The 21,015-nt window shown below is 47.8% G+C and carries 16 protein-coding genes; all 16 read right to left on the bottom strand.

The genetic code is table 11. The annotated features are described in order from the left end of the window. Window positions 1–5: 5 nt before the first annotated feature. The 16 genes from ACH59B_RS06070 to gltB all read right to left on the bottom strand — a co-directional run bounded on the left by ACH59B_RS06070 (window position 6) and on the right by gltB (window position 20,817). Window positions 6–1,106: a glycosyltransferase gene (locus ACH59B_RS06070; RefSeq protein ID WP_025364260.1), complete on the bottom strand. Its 1,101-nt coding sequence runs from the start codon at window positions 1,104–1,106 to the stop codon at window positions 6–8. 28 nt (window positions 1,107–1,134) lie between these two features. After that, the gene (locus ACH59B_RS06065; protein ID WP_016821251.1) at window positions 1,135–2,283 is read right to left on the bottom strand and encodes a glycosyltransferase family 4 protein; all 1,149 of its coding nucleotides are present in this window, start codon (window positions 2,281–2,283) and stop codon (window positions 1,135–1,137) included. After that, window positions 2,280–3,467, bottom strand: coding sequence for a glycosyltransferase family 4 protein (locus ACH59B_RS06060; protein WP_013369822.1), 1,188 nt, complete (start codon window positions 3,465–3,467; stop codon window positions 2,280–2,282). Before ACH59B_RS06060 ends, ACH59B_RS06065 begins: the two co-directional genes overlap by 4 nt. Continuing rightward, window positions 3,454–4,293 carry a glycosyltransferase family 2 protein gene (locus tag ACH59B_RS06055; protein ID WP_016821253.1) on the bottom strand — a complete coding sequence of 280 codons (840 nt, stop codon included), beginning with the start codon at window positions 4,291–4,293 and terminating at the stop codon, window positions 3,454–3,456. Before ACH59B_RS06055 ends, ACH59B_RS06060 begins: the two co-directional genes overlap by 14 nt. Before the next feature lie 22 nt (window positions 4,294–4,315). Beyond that, window positions 4,316–5,695, bottom strand: a complete 1,380-nt coding sequence (locus tag ACH59B_RS06050) for a lipopolysaccharide biosynthesis protein (RefSeq protein WP_016821254.1) — start codon at window positions 5,693–5,695, stop codon at window positions 4,316–4,318. Window positions 5,696–5,700: 5 nt separating this feature from the next. Beyond that, on the bottom strand, window positions 5,701–7,143 hold the full coding sequence (locus ACH59B_RS06045; protein ID WP_026065389.1) for an O-antigen ligase family protein: 1,443 nt from the start codon (window positions 7,141–7,143) through the stop codon (window positions 5,701–5,703). Between the two features lie 5 nt (window positions 7,144–7,148). After that, the gene (locus ACH59B_RS06040; RefSeq protein WP_404303504.1) at window positions 7,149–7,919 is read right to left on the bottom strand and encodes a WecB/TagA/CpsF family glycosyltransferase; all 771 of its coding nucleotides are present in this window, start codon (window positions 7,917–7,919) and stop codon (window positions 7,149–7,151) included. A gap of 4 nt (window positions 7,920–7,923) precedes the next feature. Next, entirely contained in the window at window positions 7,924–9,261 is a 1,338-nt protein-coding gene (locus tag ACH59B_RS06035; protein ID WP_013369817.1) for an O-antigen ligase, read from the bottom strand. A 10-nt stretch (window positions 9,262–9,271) separates the two neighbouring features. Continuing rightward, entirely contained in the window at window positions 9,272–10,207 is a 936-nt protein-coding gene (locus tag ACH59B_RS06030; protein WP_017426453.1) for a glycosyltransferase, read from the bottom strand. Next, window positions 10,207–10,905: a sugar transferase gene (locus ACH59B_RS06025; protein ID WP_013369815.1), complete on the bottom strand. Its 699-nt coding sequence runs from the start codon at window positions 10,903–10,905 to the stop codon at window positions 10,207–10,209. The genes ACH59B_RS06030 and ACH59B_RS06025 overlap by 1 nt, the downstream gene beginning before the upstream one ends. Before the next feature lie 16 nt (window positions 10,906–10,921). After that, window positions 10,922–11,812, bottom strand: a complete 891-nt coding sequence (gene galU, locus ACH59B_RS06020) for a UTP--glucose-1-phosphate uridylyltransferase GalU (protein WP_025364257.1) — start codon at window positions 11,810–11,812, stop codon at window positions 10,922–10,924. Window positions 11,813–11,854: 42 nt separating this feature from the next. Continuing rightward, window positions 11,855–12,493: a CpsD/CapB family tyrosine-protein kinase gene (locus tag ACH59B_RS06015; protein ID WP_016821260.1), complete on the bottom strand. Its 639-nt coding sequence runs from the start codon at window positions 12,491–12,493 to the stop codon at window positions 11,855–11,857. Beyond that, complete coding sequence (locus tag ACH59B_RS06010; protein WP_013369812.1) at window positions 12,477–13,220, bottom strand: YveK family protein; 744 nt, start codon at window positions 13,218–13,220, stop codon at window positions 12,477–12,479. Before ACH59B_RS06010 ends, ACH59B_RS06015 begins: the two co-directional genes overlap by 17 nt. A gap of 277 nt (window positions 13,221–13,497) precedes the next feature. After that, window positions 13,498–14,142 carry a response regulator transcription factor gene (locus ACH59B_RS06005; protein WP_013369811.1) on the bottom strand — a complete coding sequence of 215 codons (645 nt, stop codon included), beginning with the start codon at window positions 14,140–14,142 and terminating at the stop codon, window positions 13,498–13,500. Window positions 14,143–14,258: 116 nt separating this feature from the next. Beyond that, window positions 14,259–15,896: a sensor histidine kinase gene (locus tag ACH59B_RS06000; RefSeq protein WP_017426452.1), complete on the bottom strand. Its 1,638-nt coding sequence runs from the start codon at window positions 15,894–15,896 to the stop codon at window positions 14,259–14,261. A gap of 322 nt (window positions 15,897–16,218) precedes the next feature. Then, window positions 16,219–20,817, bottom strand: coding sequence for a glutamate synthase large subunit (gene gltB, locus ACH59B_RS05995; RefSeq protein ID WP_017426451.1), 4,599 nt, complete (start codon window positions 20,815–20,817; stop codon window positions 16,219–16,221). Window positions 20,818–21,015: the final 198 nt, after the last annotated feature.

The following is a 21,015-nucleotide window of genomic DNA, read 5'->3' as shown; positions in this document are numbered from 1 at the left end:
TCCGTTCATCCTCCTTTTAGAAAGTTCACATAGGCTTGTTCTACATACTTTTTCAATTGATCCTTGAAGTTATCTTCATCAAATTTGCGGGCATGGGTAATGATATCGTCCACATTCCATGCATGTTGCTCGACCTTTGCGACGGCCTCCAGCACATCGTCTACTTGATGCTTGCGGAAAAATACGCCGTTCACATGAGGAACAATCGTATCCAGCGCTCCCCCGCCCTGAAAAGCGATAACTGGCCGTCCAGCCGCATTCGCCTCCAAAGGCGTAATACCGAAGTCCTCTTCCCCCGGAAAGACAAGCGCCCGGCATTCGGCCATCAGCTTGTTAACCTCTTCGTCCTCAAGCCTGCCGAGGAACTCAATGTTCGGGCCAGCCATGGCTTCGAGTCGTTTACGATCTGGTCCTTCGCCAACGATGCGCAGCTTGAGACCGTTACGTTTGAATGCCTCGATCGCGAGATCAATACGCTTGTAAGACACCAATCGGGATACGATCAGATAATAGTCACCGATGCTTGTAGCACGTTTAAAACGGGATGTATTGATAGGAGGGAAAATAACATCTGCCTCCCGTTGGTAATAGTGCAGAATTCTCCGTTTGACGACGGAAGAATTGGCGATAAACTGGTCTACGTTGCGAGAAGTTTTGGCATCCCATGTTTTCAGCCTGTTCATGTACAGCTTTAGCATATTTTTGAGCAGGTTGGATTTGGACTGCCGGGCCATATATGTATCGTAATCCCAGGCAAACCGCATCGGTGTGTGACAGTAACAAATGTGAAACGTATGTTTGGGTACCTGGATGCTTTTCATAAATGCGCTGCTGGAGCTTAAAACAATGTCGAAATCCCTAAAATCAAAATCACGGATAGCGATGGGATACAGCGGCAGCACTCCTTTGAAATTGGTCTTCACTCCTGGGACGTTTTGTAGCCAAGTGGCTCTAATGTCCGCATCCTTCAAGTTGCGCGACAGGCGCTCGTCGCTGAACACCGTTGTGAAGATGGGAGCCTCCGGATACATATCATGGAATACCTCTACTACCCTTTCCGCTCCGCCCATTTGGATTAAGTAATCATGTGCTATCGCTATTTTCATCTGAATCATCCTTTAACGCGAATGTCGGTCAGACTCCTGCCAACAAACCCTTATAGTAATGAACTATATCCTTAACAGTGTTCTCGATGACAAAATGCTTCTTGACCCGTTCCATCCCTCTCTCACCCATCTGCTGACGTTCCTGTGGATGCTCCAGCATCCAGCGGATGGCTTCTTCCAGCTTGGCCGGGTCTCCCGGTTCAATGAGCAGCCCGGTTTCATTAGGTACCACCGTTTCCTTGGGACCACCTTCGTTTGAAGCGATCACTGGCAAACCTGCAGCCATGCCCTCAATAATGACTTGACCGAATGGCTCCGGTGTAATGGAAGTATGAATTAGCAGGTCACAGCGCTGCATCAGTCCCTGAATGTCATCGACGTGTCCCATCAGATTGACGTTGGTCAACCCATATTCGCGCATCGTGGATTCCAATCGTTGTTTGTATTCCTCTTCTCCGAACAACGCATCTCCAGCCAGCCAGAATTTCACACGCTGATCTGGTAAAAAAGAACGTGCCGCTTCCAATAAAATATGTTGTCCCTTCCATTCCGCCAATCTGCCGACCAATACGACGTTAAACGAGTCATCGCCACGCAAATGCGCAGCCGAATCACGAGCCGTAATTGCTTTGGCAAAAGCGGAGTAGACGACGAGCGTCTTTTTGTCCGGGGGTAATTCCAATGCACTCAGCGTGGATTTGGAATTGGCAATCACACCGTTAGGCAAAAAGCGGGACATCAGCCGAATCCCTTTGGCTACAATCGGCTTCAGATACGGCGGACCGATGTGGTCACGGATATGCCAGATCAACGGCAGCTTCGCCGATTTGGCGGCTACTGCACCATACAGTGCAGACTTGAGTGAGTTTGTGTGCACACACACGACTTTTTCCTCACGCAGCAACGGCGCGAGTTTTCTGCCGTAAGCCAGCAACCGAAAGGCTGCTGCAGGCGCACCCAGATTAACAGCATTTCGTCCTCGATTGCGAATCGAATCATCTAGTGGAACGATGCGTACATCAATATCACGCTGCCGAAGCCGATCCGCCAAATCGCCCTCCTCCGCCAAAATAACGAGCGGGTCGATATGTTCCCCAATATTCGTCAGGATGTTATACAAAGCGACTTCGCCGCCGCTCCATCTTGCCGTATGGTCAATATAAGCTACTCTCATCATTTCGCCGCCGCCTTTCTGTCAAGGACCTGTCGGAACACCTCTTCTACCTGCTCCGCTACATGTCCCCATGTGTATCTGCTCAGGACATGGTCCCGGCATTCCCGTGCATTCGGTAGAAGTTCACGATGATCCAGCACACGCAGCAGCCCAGCAGCAATGGCTTCACTGTCCGTCCCCTGGAACAAAAGCTCAGGACGGAATCCTCTTAAGATTTCCTTGTTGCCGCCTACAGGAGTGGCCAGCACCGGTAGTCCCGAGGCCATCGCCTCGACTGTAATCAGACCGAAACCCTCTAGTGCCTGTGTTGGCACAACGAACAGGTTCGAGGCTTGATGGTACAGGGGCAGCTCCTCATCCGACACATAACCAAGCAATCTTACGTGATTATGAAGATTGTATTCCGCCACCTTGGAAGCCAATTCCTCCATCAAGGGGCCCTTCCCACCAATCAGCAACAGATGATCAGGGTGTCGCTCGGTTACTCGCCGCCATGCTTCGAGCAGCTGTAGCAGTCCCATGCGATTAACAAGACGACGAACGGTTAGCACAATCGTCGCATTTTGCGGCAAATTCAGCCGCTTCCGTACGGCCTCCTGATCCTCTGCCGGATGGAACCTTTCTACATTCGCCGCACCAGGAATAATATGAATTTTACTAAGTGGAACTTTATAATGCTCGTGTAAAATATCCCGAAAAGTCTCGCTTAGCACTATAAATTTATCCGCCAGACCATAAGCCTTCATTTCAATGGATTTGGCCAACGTCGTTTTAAGAAAATGCTTAATTCCCTGTCCTTCAATCTTCATTTCCTCCGTCCACGGTCCGTGGAAGGTGGTAACGACCGGGATTCCTCTTTTTTTCGCCTCCAGTGCCGGTCCGACACTATAGGGAGCAAAGTGGGAATACAGCACATCTATCGGTTGCTTGTCGAACAGTTCTGCTGCATATTTTTGCATCAGCTCTCGACGCTTCCAGATGGATTGCTGCTTGCTACCAATTGAATGAATACGAATACGTTCAGGCGCCTGAGGCTGCTCATCACTACAGATTAAAGCATCCAGCGTATTGCGCTCTAGCGTAAGCTGCTCACAGATGGATTTGAAATATGTGTTGAGACCTCCTGGCTGCAAGGACGGCCAGCTCAGCCCGGTTGCCGCAATACGAAATCCGTTATTGTACGACATAGCTGGTTTCTCCTTTCTGCTCGGTTTGTCCGCCATCCACAACTTCAATCTTTTTTCGCCGCTTGGTTAACTCATAATGCTTGAAGCAGACGAGAAACTCATACATCACCCAGAAAACGGCTACGGCAAAACCCGCCAACCCCTTGCGGTATAAGCCTTGAACAAAATACTTCTGTACAAAGCGGGCAGGCGGTCTCCACAACAGTCTGGTAATCCGAAAGGATCTTCCTTTGTTAAATGCCGTCTCTGCTTCCAGATCCGTATATTTGTTAAAACGGGTCATATGATCGCTGATGCTGCGGAAGCCATAGTGCCATAACACGCCCTCCAGATTGATGATCTGGGAAGAGGCTACATCCGGCATTTCATGAACAAGACTATTCGTAATGCCATAAATTCGCCGATTGTACAAACGAACCAAATACTCGCCTTTGTTCATCCATTTGCCGAGAAAATCGCCAATGCGAAATACAGAATAGGCTTTGGCCGGATCGTGGAGCGTTTCCTTTACTTTCAATAAGTCACCAAGCAACTCTGCATCCACTACTTCGTCTGTATCAATCAGGAAAATCCAATCAAATTCCGCTTTATCAACACCAAACATGCGCTGTTTGGCATAACCAGGCCATGGGTTGGAAAACACCCGACAGCCCAATGATTCAGCTACCTGAATCGTATTGTCTTTGCTCCCTCCGTCAATGACGACGATATCGTCCGCAAAGGGCTGACAGGATTTAATGGCGGCTGTAATTCGAGTGCCATCATCCTGAGCGATAATAACTACGGATATCCGGTTGTCCGCGGGAACGCTAGACATGTGGTTCATTAGCGGGTGCCTCCTTCTTTATCTAACCGTTAACTGGCTTTTTCCGGATGTAGTGTGACATCGTTGATCGGAGCCATTGAAAATCTTGTTTGGAAATAAGCAGTCTTGGAATTTTCATTTTTAGAACGAACTTAACATTACATAAAATGAAAACGAACCGTAAAATCCCCGAAGACAGCATTGCTATCCCTGCACCCGTCAATCCATATCTCGGCACGAGTATGGACAGCAATGGAATGACGAGCGCCAATCCGACACCCTGTAGAATGGTAACCAGTTTGGGCTTACCCAGCGCCATAAATTGTTGTGCCAGCACCATGGTACCTCCACTGATAGCAACCTCAAGCACCAGAAACCGAAATACCGTAAGCGCTTGTTTAAACTCTTGACCATATAACAATGTAAATACGAACGGAGCAACCAGCATTAACATCACCGCAGCCAAAAAGGTTGCCGTTGAAGTCACTCTAAATGCCCGGAATGTTATGGCCACTGCCTCTTCCTTATCCAGACCAGAGGCTTTGGGAAACAACACGACAATGATCGAGGTTGAAAATACATTCACCATCCGGGCCAGGCTGACCGCTACCGCATATAAACCGAGATCAGCAGGTCTGAGCAGACCTGCAATCAAAATCTGGTCAATGTAAGTGGAAACCTGCCCCATGAGATCATTCCCGTATGAACCCATACCGTAGGTAAAGAGATTTTTAAATTGCGTCCAGCTGTTCTTCACCTTTGGTTTGTACAGCCGAATCATTCGTATCGTGACACCGATATAGATCGGCAAGCCTGGCAGTAAGTAAGCCAATGCTGAGGTGTACGGATTCATCGTCCCCGTCAGGATCAGAATCGCCAGACCCAGCAGTGTACTTAGTGGTACCAGGTACCGGAATAAATTGTATTGTTTATATTCTGAGCGAACTTGAAGCAATGCATTATTGATCTGTGAAATCGCTATGAGCGGACACATCATCATAGAACACTGCGCGAAAAGTATGACCGATGAAGAAAAAGAGCGCAGCCAATAAGGAATTAGAAATACTCCGACGAGTGTCGCCATTCCCCCGAATACCGTAGCCAGCAGCAAGGCCAGACCATACAGCTTACCCGTTTCCTCAGGTTTCCTTTTGGCATTGTAAATCAATGCAGATGGAACACCGAAGCTCATGCAGAAGGCAAGAAATTGGGACCAGTTCACCATCGCTGTCTGTTCTCCTCGTCCAGTAGGACCCAAGAATCGTGCCGTCAGCACACCAGTCAGCATATTCACGACGAGAATCAGCATACTGAATATCATCGTTTTTACTGCTGCAGAGCTGTTATCCTTGCTTTTGGCAAACCGAATCACCGTGGACCATAGTGTCCGGACAGGTGCGGATAATGCTTGTAAGTTTTGCACAGCCTTTACCTTCTTTCCGCGATGACATCTTTTGCCCATAGTCCTATTCCGATCATCATCCAGATCAAATAGCCGCGCATACCGGGGAAACCATTATCCGATATGAGACTGGCTACAGCTCCGGCCCATGTAGCCAACGCCAGTCTGATATAAGGCTGACTGGAATTCCGTTCGGCAATACGGACGAGAAGGCGCTTGATGATAACGAACAGACCACCGAAGAAAAAGAATGCTCCGCAAATACCGAAGGTGAGGAAAATGGCAATATAACCATTATCCATAATCCCAAGTTCACCGAGATCGCCGCCGTTATCAAGCTTGGTTCCGATACCTACACTCCCGATCCCCTGCCCGACCGGATTGCTAGTAATCGCCGGAAGCATTGTATGCAGTAGATCCAAACGTTCATTGTACGAATGATCCTGTTGAATATCTGTCAACGTCTGCATGCGAGCCACCAAACCTTCTGCCCCCGGAAGTTTTGGAACGATGATATAGAGAAGAAGGCCGACGATAGCAAGTTGAAACAGGGTCTTCCACTTTCCTTTGGAGGATGAGCTGAGAATGTAAGCCAGCAACATGACGAATGCAATCAGCCATGCTGAACGTACGAGCGTGACCAAGAGACAAACGACTGTTAGCAGGACTCCAATCCATCCCAAAGTGCCTCGCCACCGTTTCTCCATCAGCATTGGTACAAGTGCCATTGCCAGGAAAATAGCGCATGGGCCAGGCGAGTTCATGGAAGAAAACACTCTAATTTGAAGCGGTTCTGGCACGCCAATGGAATTCATTTCCACATGATTCATCCAAAATGCATCCCAAGGAGGCACCGTCAAGTACTGAATAATGCCGTATATCGCTACTAGAACAGCAATGTTGGCGTATGAATACAGCAGTCGGTCCAGCTCCTTGGCTTTCATAGGCTTAATCGCAAGATAAGGCAATAGAAGCAATGGAACCACATAATTGGCCAAATCATAAGCAAAAACAATACCATTTTTGAATAACCCGACCACACTTCCGTAGGCCAACTCTATGCCGAAAAATACAGCAATCCGGGTTAATGGCTTTTCCGCCAGATGAATACCCCGCAGCACAGGAATGATCAGCATGCTGCTTACCAGCAGCGGCGCCACGCTCAATAAGGAAACCGAGTGATACGTTCCCTCCAACCAATCTGCAATGCGGCGGATTTCCGGGCCTACTGCCCACACCACCAATGTGTAAGAAATCAATAGCCGTGATTGCAAGATCGCCAGCAGGAAGGCTGGAAAAACGATCGCCAGCAATATGGCTCCCTGCTGGCTCGTGGTGGGATTCATCTTGGCGCTGACAAATCCGATGGCGAGTGGTAGCATACAAGCCAGCACCCCCATGCCGATCATGCCGATTCCACGCCGACTTCCTAGCCAGAAGGAAATCTGCTGATCTGCCAACCGACTCATGTTTCTCACCCCTGGCCTCCCTTCATCCGCTTCCGCTTGAACATCTCTTTAAACAGCAGAACGAGGAACTGGGAATCCTCAATCAAATATCTTTTCCACAATCGTTTAGGCTCCTGAGACAACCTCCAAAACCATTCAAATCCTGTCTTCTGCATCAGCTCCGGTGCTCTCTTTACATTTCCCGACAGGAAATCAAAGGTCGCTCCCACCCCAATCGAAACTGGAGCGCGGTAAGTCCCATAATATCTGTAAATCCATTTTTCCTGCTTCGGTGCTCCTACACCTACAAAAACGATGTCTGGGCGAGCCTCTTGAAGCAACTGGATAATGTATCTGTTCTCCTCTTCGTTTTTCTCAAAACCATAAGAAGGAGAATAGCAGCCTACTACATTCATGTTTGGATAGGATTCCTGGAGATTAAGCATAGCCTTCTCAGGAATACCGTCAGCTGCACCCAGAAAAAACAAGCGATAGCCCCGATCCTCAAAAGCCTCTCCCAGCCGGGTGAACAAATCGGACCCTGACACTTTTTGTTTGAGGGGCTTTTTCAGCAACTTAGACGCCCAAATGATAGGCATTCCATCGGCCACTACAGCTCCGGCATCCGAATATACCTTGCGGAATTCATCATCCTTACGAAGCTTGATCACATGATCGACATTACAGGTCAAAATGTAGGAATGACGCTGATGCTCAATAGAAGTATCTATAAATTCGAGTAGATCATTAAAATCGTAATTATCAAAGTTGACATCGAACATGTTCACTCTGCTCATCGTATCACTTCTCTTTGCGAAAATCGGTTTGAGTAGATGTCTGGTATAATGCGTTCAAATACCAGCAAAACGGAATAATCATCTGAACCGTCGACAACGTATTATCTGAAAACGAGTAGATCAAAAAACCTGCAATTAAAGTTGCAAAATAAGGTTTGATAGACTTGGCAAGTGACCGGTAAATGAGAGCGAACACGATCAGTAATGAAAGCATTAATAGCCCGCAACCGATATATCCGGTATCAAAATAAAATCGTATATACTCGTTATGCGGTACAACAAAACCATTGAATAACGTCCCGTCGTTCGCAACCGTTACCGCGCCAAGGCCTCTGCCTGACCAAGGGTAATCATGTACTCTGTTCAAAAAATATTCCCATGCCTCCGAGCGTCCCGATAGGTCAATGCCTGTGTCGGTCTCCCGTTCGAAGGAGCGTTTTTTTAAATTGTTCCATTGTAGGGCCACCGCCCCCAGAGCAACCAAAAACGATCCGGCCAGCGGTAGCAAATAATTGACTTTTCCCTTGAGGTACTGACGGGCAATATCAAACAGATACACAGCAAACATTAATAACAATGCCAGAATCGGCCCACGTGTACCGGTGGCGATCAGGATTAGAAAGTTCAGGGCCAACACCGTGTAATAAAAAGCAGCTTGCCTAGGTTTGCGCTTGACCTCAATCAGAGAGACGGCAATTCCGAGAAAGGAGAGCATTGCCAAATGCGGCGGTATGTTCGCTCCTTGTACTCTGACTGCGCCCGTAAATTCCACATCCGTAAATGAGTGCAATCCTAAAACCTGCAAGCCTAATCCAATGACCACACTAATAATCGGCAACAGGCTAATCAGTCGAATATGCTTTTCCGCCACATCCTTTTTCCACTGGATCAGTAAAAAAAAGAAGGGCAGTGATAGTCCCACGAACGCCTTGACGGCAATCGAGGTCGTTAACAAAGGCAGCCATGCTGAAAATCCAAATGTAATCCCCAGCATGATCACCAATGCCCAAACTGGATAACTGAACTTGAGACGAATGCCATACACGAGCATGCAGGGCACTAGCAGAGCCAAAATGCCCAATTTGTACAATGACAATATCTCAATGCCGAACACGCCACCCTGATACAGAGAATCGACCGAGACCGCTGTGCTTAGCAAAACCGCATAGCTAATGCGCTCTGGATGATGGATAGAGACAGCCAACAAAAGCAGTAAGCATACCGCCGCAATACTGACCACAGGTTGATAGGTAGCTGCAATTCCTACAGCAAGAGCGCCTAGTAGAAAAATAAAAACATGCTGTATCGTGTTTATTCTGGAAGTCCAAGGATAGTTACTCATGTTCAATCTTTCACCCCGCAGCTGACTCGCTTTTCCGGTTGCGCAGTGTATCCAGCGTTCCGCGGATATTTTCAAGCCTGCACCGGTTTAACAGCTTCCTGCCCTCAGTACGTGCCAGCAGGGAATCCACCGTGATGTATAACACTTTGGCTGCCACTTTTGCCATCAGCACCGCGTTGCCGCGCAGACCTGCAGCCTGAGCAGCATTAGACATGCCCTGACAATAGTAGCGATTCAAAATCCATTCTCTCGTTAAGCGTGAAGCCGGAACAAAATGTTCTACCGCCATGTGCGGATGATACATAATCGTTCCACCATTTTTACGGATTTGCTCGAATACCCACGATTCTTCACCAGATAGTAGGATATCTCCCTTTCTGCCCAAGTGAAGCGGGAACATGACGGCGGCGAAAGCCGTTTTGCGCATAGCCATATTCGCTCCAAATGGATTCAGGCCCGCTGGATATTCCCGAACGGATTTCCCCAGATCAATAATCGTGTAAGGCAGTTCAAGCGGCCCTGTCAACCAGTTCGGGCGTTCCGTCTCAAACTTAGGATCAATCTTCCCACCCATAGCCGTCAGCTCGGGATTGTTCCCAAAGGCCGACATAATCGTTTGCAGCCATGTAACACACGGAATTGCATCATCATCCAGAAAAGCAATGACGTCTGCTTTTGATAACGTAATGCCAGCATTACGAGCGGCAGACAGTCCTTGTTCGCGCTCATAATGATACCGAAGATGAATATGCTGACCATGCGCAACGGTGAATCTTTTGATCGTCGCTGCTGTATGATCGGTGGATCGGTTATCGACCACAATGATCTCAGCCAGTGCAAGGTCTTCCAGCTTCAGTAGAGACATTAACGTTTTCTCCAGCAGGTCCGCCCGGTTATAGGTGCAAATAACGACGGACACTGCGGGACATCGCTTAAATGCATCCATCAGTAAGCATCCTTGGAGAACAGCATTTTAACGCCTGTTTTCATGATGATTTTCAGATCAAGCCACGTATTGCGAACATGAATATACTTCAAATCCATTTGCACCATTTCTTCGAAGCCTACACTGTTACGTGCGCTCACCTGCCAGTAACCCGTACATCCCGGTGTTACAATCAGGCGCTGCTTGTCATAATCGGAGTATTGCTCAACCTCACTGGGCAATGGCGGACGCGGACCGACTAAAGTCATGTCTCCAACCAACACATTCCACAGCTGCGGAATCTCATCAATACTCGTCTTGCGCAGAAAACTGCCAATTTTCGTGATCCGAGGATCGTTTTTAATTTTGAACATGGCGCCGCTCACTTCATTCAGCTCCATCAGGTCCTTTTTCAGTTCCTCGGCATTGGACACCATTGAACGGAATTTATACATATCGAATAACTTCTCATTCTTGCCCACCCGAGTTTGCTTGAAAAACACACTTCCCTTTGGGTCTTCGAGCTTAATCAGAATGGCCACCACTGCAAACAATGGAAGCAAGACAATTAAGCCCACGAAAGACAGCAGCATATCAAGGAGGCGTTTTGTGACCAGGTAGGACGTTTTATCCTGAATTTGTGTATTTCCGTATGGCATGTAAAACGCTTTACCTGACATGACAGCCTCGCCATCCTCCGGTAAATTTTCCATGCTCATGCTGACGTACCTCCTCTCAACCCGCTGTGGTTGCTTTCTCGGTTTTTTTCAGCCATTCATTCATGGCCTCCATAACCGGATACTTCAAATCATCGCTGGCAAGTGCAAATTCAAGAGTGGTTAAAATATATCCAAGACGTTCACCTACGTCATAACGCGTGCCTTCAAAGTCGTAGGCGTAAACACGTTCACTCTGATTTAGCTTTTGGATCGCATCCGTCAACTGAATTTCGCCGCCAGCTCCTTTTTCCTGAAGATCAAGATATTTGAAAATTTTCGGCGAGAACACATAGCGACCCATAATAGCCAAATCGGATGGGGCTGTGCCTGGAGCCGGTTTTTCAATAAAATTATTCACTCGGTACAATCGTCCGTCCTGTTGGTCCGGTTCAATGATGCCATACCGGTTTGTGAATTCCTGTGGTACCCGCTGCACACCGATCACAGAGTTTTGCGTTTCCTCATATTGATCCATCAGCTGGCGCAGGCAAGGTTTTTGACCTGTTACGATATCGTCGCCCAGCAGCACACCAAATGGCTCGTCCCCGATAAAGCGTCTTGCGCACCATACCGCATGTCCAAGACCTTTGGGTTCTTTCTGGCGAATGTAATGAATTTCCACACCTGAAGAACGCTGTACTTCCTCCAGAAGCTTCAGCTTACCGTCCTCGAGCAGTTTGGATTCCAGCTCAAATGCGTTGTCAAAGTGGTCCTCAATGGCACGTTTACCTTTACCCGTAACGATAATGATGTCCTCGATACCAGAAGCAATCGCTTCTTCCACGATATATTGAATCGTAGGCTTATTGATAATCGGGAGCATTTCCTTAGGCATTGCTTTGGTGGCAGGGAGGAAGCGCGTTCCCAATCCTGCTGCTGGAATAATGGCCTTTTTCACTTTTTTCATCATCGCACTCATTCTCCTTGCTTCATCGAATTTTGGTGTTGCTTACTTCACCTGATTCATCACAATTCCAACCAGCGTCGCGCTAGCCTGCTCCATGAGTTGCTTCGTTTTGCGTAGATCTTCCCGTTTGGTCCGGCCATGTTTGGCAACGAGAATCACACCATCCGTCAAGCCTGCAATCAGGCGAGCATCCGTATAATTCAGCGCTGGCGCCGAATCGAGTAATATGATGTCATATTCACGTTTGAGCTCTTCCAACAGCTCTGCCATACGTTCGCTACCGAGCAGATCTGCTGCGTTATACAGACTGTCCCCACCAGGAACAACTGATAGTTCCAGTCCACCATGCCTAACGATAGATTTGGAAGAAGCCCCACCGCGCAAATAAGCCGATAGACCTCCGGTATTCTCCATTCCGAATATCTCGTGCAGCGCTGGTTTATGCAGATTGCAATCCACCAGAGCCACCTTCTTGCCTTCTTGAGCAAAGGAAACTCCGATGTTGGCGATCATTGTTGTTTTCCCCGCTCCGCTTTCCGGCGAGGTTAACAAAAGAACCGTCCCACGGTCCTTTTGCCCGACCACCTGCTGCCGGATGTATGTACGGAGGGATCGAAATGATTCCGAGATATACGATGATGGATTACTTTCTGTAATCAACATGTCATTCAATCGCAGCATATTTACGCTCCCCTACCCGTTCTTTGGAATTTCCGGCCACTCCATCGATGTCCTTCTTGCGAATGACGGGAATCGATGCAATTACCGGAATGCCGATGTCTGCATCCGCTTCTTTTTCCGTGCGCAGCGTGCCGTTAATGCTTTCCAGGAACACAATCGTGCCCAGCGCAATCATCAGCGATACGAGAAAACTAATCGCAATATTCATGAGCGGATTCCCATTAATCGGGTCAGGATTGGCTTGCGGGTCCGCTTCATTTAAAATTTTCACATTATTTAATTCCATCAATCCCGGAACCGTCTGCACGAATTTCTGGGTTACTGCGTTTACAACCGCTGCGGCCTGGGGATAATTCCCTGCCTCAAACGTCAAGCCGATTACCTGACTTTTATCCGAGGATTTAATTTGCAGCTTCTCTGCCAACTTTTGCGACGTCAAATTGAACTCAGGATGAGTCGCTACCACAGCGTCCATAATTTTAGGTGAAGTGAGAATTTGCTTGTAGCTTTCCACCAAATTAAGACTTGTGTTGACGTCATTCAGATTGTTACTCCCCTGCTTGGCGGAAATATGATTAACCAGCAGTTGGCTTGAAGCGGAGTAGACTGGCTTTACGACATTGTCGCTCACAATGTAAGTCGTTACACATGAGAGAATGACAAAAATCGCAATCAGCCACAATCTTTTTTTGATCAGGACTAGATAATCCAAAATGGTTTTCTCCACAAAAATCCTCCCTCCCATACAATTTCTCTTCTTATTTTAAGTATGATCTAATTGTAACAATCCGTTGTATTAACGACATGGAACCGAACGGCACTTTCTCCCTCACTACAGAGGAAGGGGGATGTATACTTTTGGACACGGCATGGTATACTTTTGTACCATACTTTGTCGATTATGGTAAATACACAAGAAAAAATCCTCAAAACCACCAAAGTTGGTGATTTTGAGGATTTCTCTATACCACTCGCATATTGAAACTACTGCGTAGCTTATGGGGTTAGCGCATCATCATATTGGTTGGCTCGTACTTCGCTAGACCAATCGCATTGGCATATAATGCTGCCTGCGTACGATCTGCCAGTCGCAGCTTGGCCAAGATCTGACTGACATGCTTTTTGACGGTGAACTCACTGATAAATAACCGGGATGCTATTTCACGATTGCAAGCCCCTTGTCCCAGCTCGACCAGCACTTCCTTTTCCTTGGGTGTCAGGTCGTCCGTGAGATTGCCAGCATCTTCACGCAGCTTATTTTCGAGAATAGCCGGATCATAATATTTGCGTCCTTTGTTGACAAGATGAATCGCGTAAATTAGTTCCTCAGGCAAAGCCTCCTTAAGCACGTAACCGTCCACAGAGGCTTCCTCCGCTTTCAGAAAATCTTCACGTGTTGCAGAAGAGGTCAGCAAAATAAATTTGCTTCTGAACCCGCGTCCGCGCGCTATCTTGATAATATCCAGACCTGATTCATCAGCTAATTTCAAATCCAGCAGCACCAAATCCGGATCCGTTTCCTCGATCACCGCAAGTGCTTCCTGTTGATTCTGGGCCTCTCCCGCGAACTGAACATTGGGCTGCATGGATATAACCGCAGCGAGTCCTTTCCGTACTAAAGGATGATCATCGACAATGACAATTTTCATGATTCGGCCTCCTGTCTACAGTTCAGGATTTGCATAATCCCTATGTATCCGATTGTTACCGCAGATTTTGTATTGCAGAATGTTCACACATTGTATTCAAGGATTTTGTAAAATCCTCATTCATAAGCATTTACCGGAATGGACAATCGGATCTGTGTTCCCTCTCCGATTCGACTTGAAATATCAAATTCGCCTCCCATCGATTGAGCTAAATATTCCATATTCATCATGCCCAGGCCCCCGCCTGCACTGACCGCCTCACCTCCTGCTACCATTCTCGCCGTCTCAAACCCTACTCCGTCGTCATGAATAGACAGTCTAATCACTTGGGGCGTCAATTTTAACTTCACATCAATTCGCTTGGCCAATCCATGACGGATTGCGTTCCCCGCCGCTTCGGAAATGATGCGGAACAAAGCCTTTTGGTACAAATACGGAAGTGAATAATGATCACCATGGATGTCAAAATCAATTTGTACATGGTTCAGCTTGGAGAGTGTATGCAGATGACTTTTCACCGTCCCCAACCAAGTTGATCCTCCGCTTTTTTTCGAGCTTAGACTATGAATTGCCCCCTTCAGCTCTCTAACCGCTTGGTTGGCCGATTGCTGAATTAATTCAATTTGTTCCTCCACCTGCTCCTTAGGCTGATGGCACCAAGTCTGCCGGAGAGAATGCGTTGCATACACAATACCAAAAAGACTTTGTGAAACATTGTCATGCATTTCATTTGCAATCCGGTTCTGCTCATTCGTCACAATCAACTGATTCTCAATACGCTCCAGCTCATAGCGTTCCAAAAACACAGCACTCAGCTCAGCTAAGAATATCAGTTGTTGCACAAGCCAGCGTCTTCCTGTCAAACTTTGATCCGGTCCCAGCTTAAGGCCAATCGTCGCTACAAAGCGGGTCGTCATCGGTACGGTGATCATGAGAAAGTCGCCCCATTCCGGTAGATGTCTGAAAAATGGTTCGCGCTCTTCCCTGAACTCCTCCCGGTAATTCTCCAGTTCCTCGAATAGCTGTTCCTCTTCCTCTACCGTCCAGCCTGTTTGGCTGCTTGCCGGCGCATCTTCCTCCTGACTATCCAGCCAGAAAAATGCACGGCTCTGCTTGGTTAACTTGACAGTGTAATCCGAGATGACCTGACCTAGATTTAATGCCTCATTATGGCTGGTCGTCTCCATGATGTGGTAAATCGACTTGATATGATCCATCGTCTCATTGGCTTGTTCTTTAGCCACCTTCAGTTCGTCCTTCATGACGCGAATAACCTGCATTGCCATAGTGGTTACGATCAATACCAGAAACAGATTAATGTTCTGCAATATAAGATCCCACAAAAAATATTGACCTGGTGTAAAAAAGATATAACAAAATGTAAGCACCAAACCGATATAAGAAAGTAGGAGCGTCCAGCTGTACCTCATAGATAGATGAGCACAAGCTACCAGCATGGGAGTAATCACATACCATTTGAACGGGCTATTGATCCCTCCGGTCGGGAATAACAGCAAAATGATCCCTGCGGTTTCTAGTGCAATACTGCATTTCAATACCATATCATGAAGTCTGTATTTACGGTAAATCCAAGTAAATGCTGTAACGGATAAAAATAGAAAAACAATCAGTAATAGCTTTTGCCATACCATTAATCTAGATGTTTCGAACAGAAAAACAAGTGATGTTAAAGATAATGATACATAACGGTATAAAAAAATCATTTTGTCTTCTGCTGACTTCTTCAACTTCATCCTGTCACCCTATTCTGTGTTTTGAAGGGACGATGGGCATATTAGGTTTGTTTGCGTACTCTAAAAAAATCATAACCAATCCAAAAATAAATAACAAGACATAAACTCTTACGTAAACGGTTACATTCCAAAAAAATTGGTACTTTTTATAACATATTTACCGTTTCAGGAAAACATTTTGGGGGTAATGTCAGAATTTATGACGTTTGTCAAGGTAATAAATCACATTTTTATCAGTCTAAAAAAAGGACTTGCTGGCACCGCCGTGACTATAACAGCGGTATTCAGCAAGTCCTTTTTAGTGAATTTGGCGGTCTGCTTTTTAGCCCCCGGTACGCGCCAACTCACGCATATTGGCTTCAAATGCTGCCAGTAGAGCTTCATCCCCGCTCAAACCGGTCGCCTCTTCTTTTTGGATCTGTTCAACCATACGCTTGTAATCCTTTGGAATCACCCGTACAAATTGCTGAATCGCAGTCTGCCATTCATCCAAAATACGTTGTCCTGCTTCACTGCCCGTGTAAGTGACATGGCGCTGAATCAAGCCGCGCAAATCCGCTGCTTCTGCAGGGTCCTCCACATCTTCCAGCAACACCATCTCCAGATTACAACGGCTCAGGAACGTTCCCTCAGGATCATAGACGTATGCAATACCTCCGGACATCCCGGCTCCAAAGTTCCGTCCGGTTCCACCCAATACAGCTACACGTCCGCCCGTCATGTATTCGCAGCCATGATCACCAACGCCCTCAACAACAATACGTGCGCCGGAATTCCGAACGGCAAAGCGCTCGCCTGCGATTCCGTTAATATAAGCTTCACCACTGGTCGCTCCATACAAGGCTGTATTTCCGATAATAATGTTCTCTTCAGCCTTAAAGGTCGCTTTGTGAGATTTCTTTACAATAACTTTACCGCCAGATAGCCCTTTACCGACATAGTCATTGCTATCGCCTTCGACGCTCAACGTGATACCTTTCGGAATAAAGGCTCCGAAGCTCTGACCTGCCGATCCAATGAAGTTAAAGCGAATCGTATCCTCAGGCAGACCTGCCGCTCCATACTTACGTGTAACCTCGCTGCCCAGAATCGTACCTACCGCCCGATTCACGTTAGTAATAGGCAAGGTACCCTCCACAGGCGTTCCGCTCTCCAGTGCTTCCGCAGCCATCGGTAAGAGCTTCTGCATATCAAGTGTTTCTTCCAGACCGTGGTTTTGGCGCTGTACGCGGTAACGTACACTTCCATCTTCCAACTCAGGAACATGCAGCAGCAAGCTCAGGTCTACGCCCTTCTTCTTCCAGTGCGAATCGGCGTTCACGGTATCCAGACAATCCGTACGGCCAATCATTTCCTGGATCGTGCGGAATCCCAGCTCCGCCATAATTTCACGGACATCTTCTGCGATGAAACGCATAAAATTCACCACATGGGCTGGATCACCCATATAATTTTTGCGCAACTCTGGATTCTGCGTAGCCACACCCACCGGACAGGTATCCATTTGGCATACCCGCATCATAATACAGCCCAACGCTACGAGCGGCGCTGTGGAGAAGCCGTATTCTTCCGCACCCAACAGGGCAGCTACGACCAAATCACGTCCAGACAGCATCTTACCGTCTGTCTCCAGTACCACGCGGTCGCGCAGGTTGTTCAGCATGAGCGTCTGATGCGTCTCAGCCAGCCCCAGCTCCCAAGGCATACCCGCATGGCGGATGGAGCCTTGCGGGGAAGCGCCTGTACCACCGTCATAACCGCTGACCAGAATAATGTCAGCACGGCCTTTGGCTACTCCTGTAGCAATCGTGCCCACACCTACCTCTGATACCAGCTTTACGTTAATATCAGCACGTGGATTGGCGTTTTTGAGATCATAGATGAGCTCTGCCAAATCCTCGATAGAATAAATATCGTGATGCGGTGGTGGCGAAATCAGGCCTACTCCTGGCGTTGAACCGCGTACCTCGGCGACCCAAGGATACACCTTGCGTCCTGGTAGTTGCCCACCTTCGCCCGGCTTCGCGCCTTGCGCCATTTTAATCTGAATTTCGTCGGCATTCACCAAGTAGTTCGACGTGACACCAAATCGGCCAGATGCCACCTGCTTGATCGAACTGCGACGTGAATCACCATTAGCATCCGGGATGAAACGCGCAGGGTTTTCCCCGCCCTCACCCGTGTTGCTCTTGCCACCGATCCGATTCATCGCAATCGCCAAATCTTCATGCGCTTCCTGGCTAATGGAGCCAAAAGACATAGCCCCTGTTTTAAAGCGACGCATAATCGATGCAGCAGATTCCACTTCATCCAGCGGCACAGGCTCACCAGCAGGCTTCAATTGAAGCATGGAGCGAATCGTCAAATGTTGTTCAGATTCACCCTGTACCAGCTTGGTATACTTCTTGTAAAGCTCGTAGTCTCCCGAGCGAACCGACTGCTGGAGTAAATGCACTGTTTGCGGGTTAAACAAGTGCTCTTCTCCATCGTTGCGCCATTGGTATTCGCCGCCCGAATCGAGCACCTTGTCATTGCCGTCCTTATCAGTGAAAGCACGGTTATGGTGGGCCAGCGCTTCCATCGTCACTTCCTCCAGACCAATACCGCCAATGCGGGAAGGCGTCCATGTGAAATAACGGTCAACGAAATCCTGCTTCAGACCTACGGCCTCGAAAATTTGCGCTCCACGGTACGACTGAATCGTGGAAATACCCATTTTGGACAATATTTTAACGACACCCTTGGTTGCCGCTTTAATATAATTTTTAACTGCTTTTTCGTGCGAGATGCCGCGCAGCAAGCCCTGTTGAATTATGACATCCAGCGTTTCAAACGCCAGATACGGATTAACCGCGCTCACACCGTAGCCCAAAAGTACCGCATAATGGTGAATATCTCTTGGCTCCCCGGATTCCAGCAAAATGCTCACACGTGTGCGTGTACCCTGCTTAATCAGATGGTGATGCAGGCTGGAAACAGCTAGCAACGCCGGAATGGCTGCATTTTCTGCGTCCACTCCACGGTCAGACAGAATCAGAATGTTATGACCTTTGTCAATGACACGGTCAGCCGCCTCAAACAGTCCTTCCAGCGCCTTGTATAAGCCCTCAGCACCTTCTTTTGCTTCAAAGAAGATCGGAATGGTCATGGATTTGAAGCCTGGACGGTGTACGTGACGAATTTTAGCAAACTCTTCATTCGACAGCACCGGCGAATCCAAACGAATCTGGCGACAGCTTTCCGGTTCTGGGTGCAGTAAATTGCGCTCTGGTCCAATCGTCGTTGCAGTTGACGTCACTATTTCTTCACGAATGGCGTCAATCGGCGGGTTGGTAACCTGAGCAAACATTTGTTTAAAGTAATTGTACAAACGTTGCGGACGGTCAGACAATACCGCCAATGGAGCATCATACCCCATTGAGCCAATCGGTTCCGCACCTGTAAGTGCCATCGGCTCCAGAAGTTTGCGTAGTTCTTCAAACGTATATCCAAAAGCGAGTTGCAACTGATTTACATTTTCATGTTTCGGCTCTGGCTGCTCCAGTGCTTCAGGCAGATCATCCAGATCAATCAAATGCTCATCCAGCCACTGCTGATAAGGTTCTTCGGATGCGATACGTTCCTTTAACTCTTCATCAGAAACGATGCGGCCTTCTTGAGTATCCACCAGGAGCATACGCCCTGGACGGAGACGATCCTTATAAAGCACATTTTCAGGAGCAATATCCAATACGCCCGCCTCAGATGACAGTGCAATCAGGTCGTCCTTGGTCACATAGTAACGTGCAGGACGCAGGCCGTTGCGATCAAGAATCGCCCCGATTTGGATACCGTCTGTAAACGCCATCGCAGCAGGTCCGTCCCACGGCTCCATCATGGTGCTATGATATTCATAAAATGCCCGCTTCTTCGGGTCCATGGTCTCATGCTTGTTCCAAGGCTCAGGTACCATCATCATGGCTACATGAGGAAGCGAACGTCCACTCAGATACAGAAATTCCAGGGTATTATCAAACATAGCTGTATCCGAGCCATCTGGGTTGATGACAGGTTTAACCTTCTTGATATCGTTGCCAAACGCTTCGCTTTCAAACTGTGCCTGACGCGCATGCATCCAGTTTACGTTGCCGCGCATGGTATTAATTTCACCGTTGTGAATCATAAAACGATAAGGATGCGCACGGTCCCAGCTCGGGAACGTATTCGTACTAAAACGGGAATGGACCAGCGCGATCGCCGATGTCACCCGCTCATCCTGCAAATCCAGATAAAATTTACCTACCTGCTCGGTTGTCAGCATTCCTTTGTATACAACCTTGCGACATGACAAACTTGGAATATAGAACGACTCACCATTCATATCCTCTTGGTTATAGCGAATAGCAAGCTCTGCACGTTTACGAATGACATACAGTTTCCGTTCAAAATCCAGTTCTTCCTTCAAATCGCTACTGCGGCCGATGAACACCTGACGTACGCCAGGTTTAGCTGCTTTTGCCGATTTACCCAGCATTTCGTCATACGTTGGTACATCGCGAAAGCCCAGACAGTTCTGGCCCTCGTCCACAATGATTTCTCTAAGCTTCTGCTCATGCAGCTCACGAACTTTTGGATCATTGGATACAAAAAGCATACCCACGCCATATTGTCCGGCCTTAGGCAATTTGAAGCCCAATCGCTCCGCTTCCTCTTGAAAAAACAGATGCGGAACCTGAATCATGATCCCTGCTCCGTCACCGGAGTTTGGTTCACTTCCCTGACCGCCCCGATGCTCCATGTTTACGAGCATGGTCAAAGCCTGACTTACAATATCGTGCGATGGTTTTCCCTTGATGTGGGCAACAAAGCCCATGCCGCAGGCGTCTTTTTCGAATTGGGGATCATATAGTCCCTGTTTGGGTGGTAAACCTGTCTGTCTCATGGAACGCAACCTTTCTGTTATAAAGTCATGCTGGCCTGAAATACAGGCGGCCGAATAGAAGACAGTGGCAACAAGAGGTAAATCAAAGAACAACTACGAGGAATGGGGGACAAAAACATAAGACGTATTCAAGGCGGTACGGTCCGCCGAATGCGCATGTTTTTCAATAATTATGCAATGGCTTGACTTGAAAAACAC

Source organism: Paenibacillus sp. DP01, assembly GCF_044784315.1.
GTDB classification, from domain to species: domain Bacteria; phylum Bacillota; class Bacilli; order Paenibacillales; family Paenibacillaceae; genus Paenibacillus; species Paenibacillus polymyxa.
Note: the sequence above shows the minus strand (reverse complement) of the source record. Positions and strands in the feature narration are given on the sequence as shown.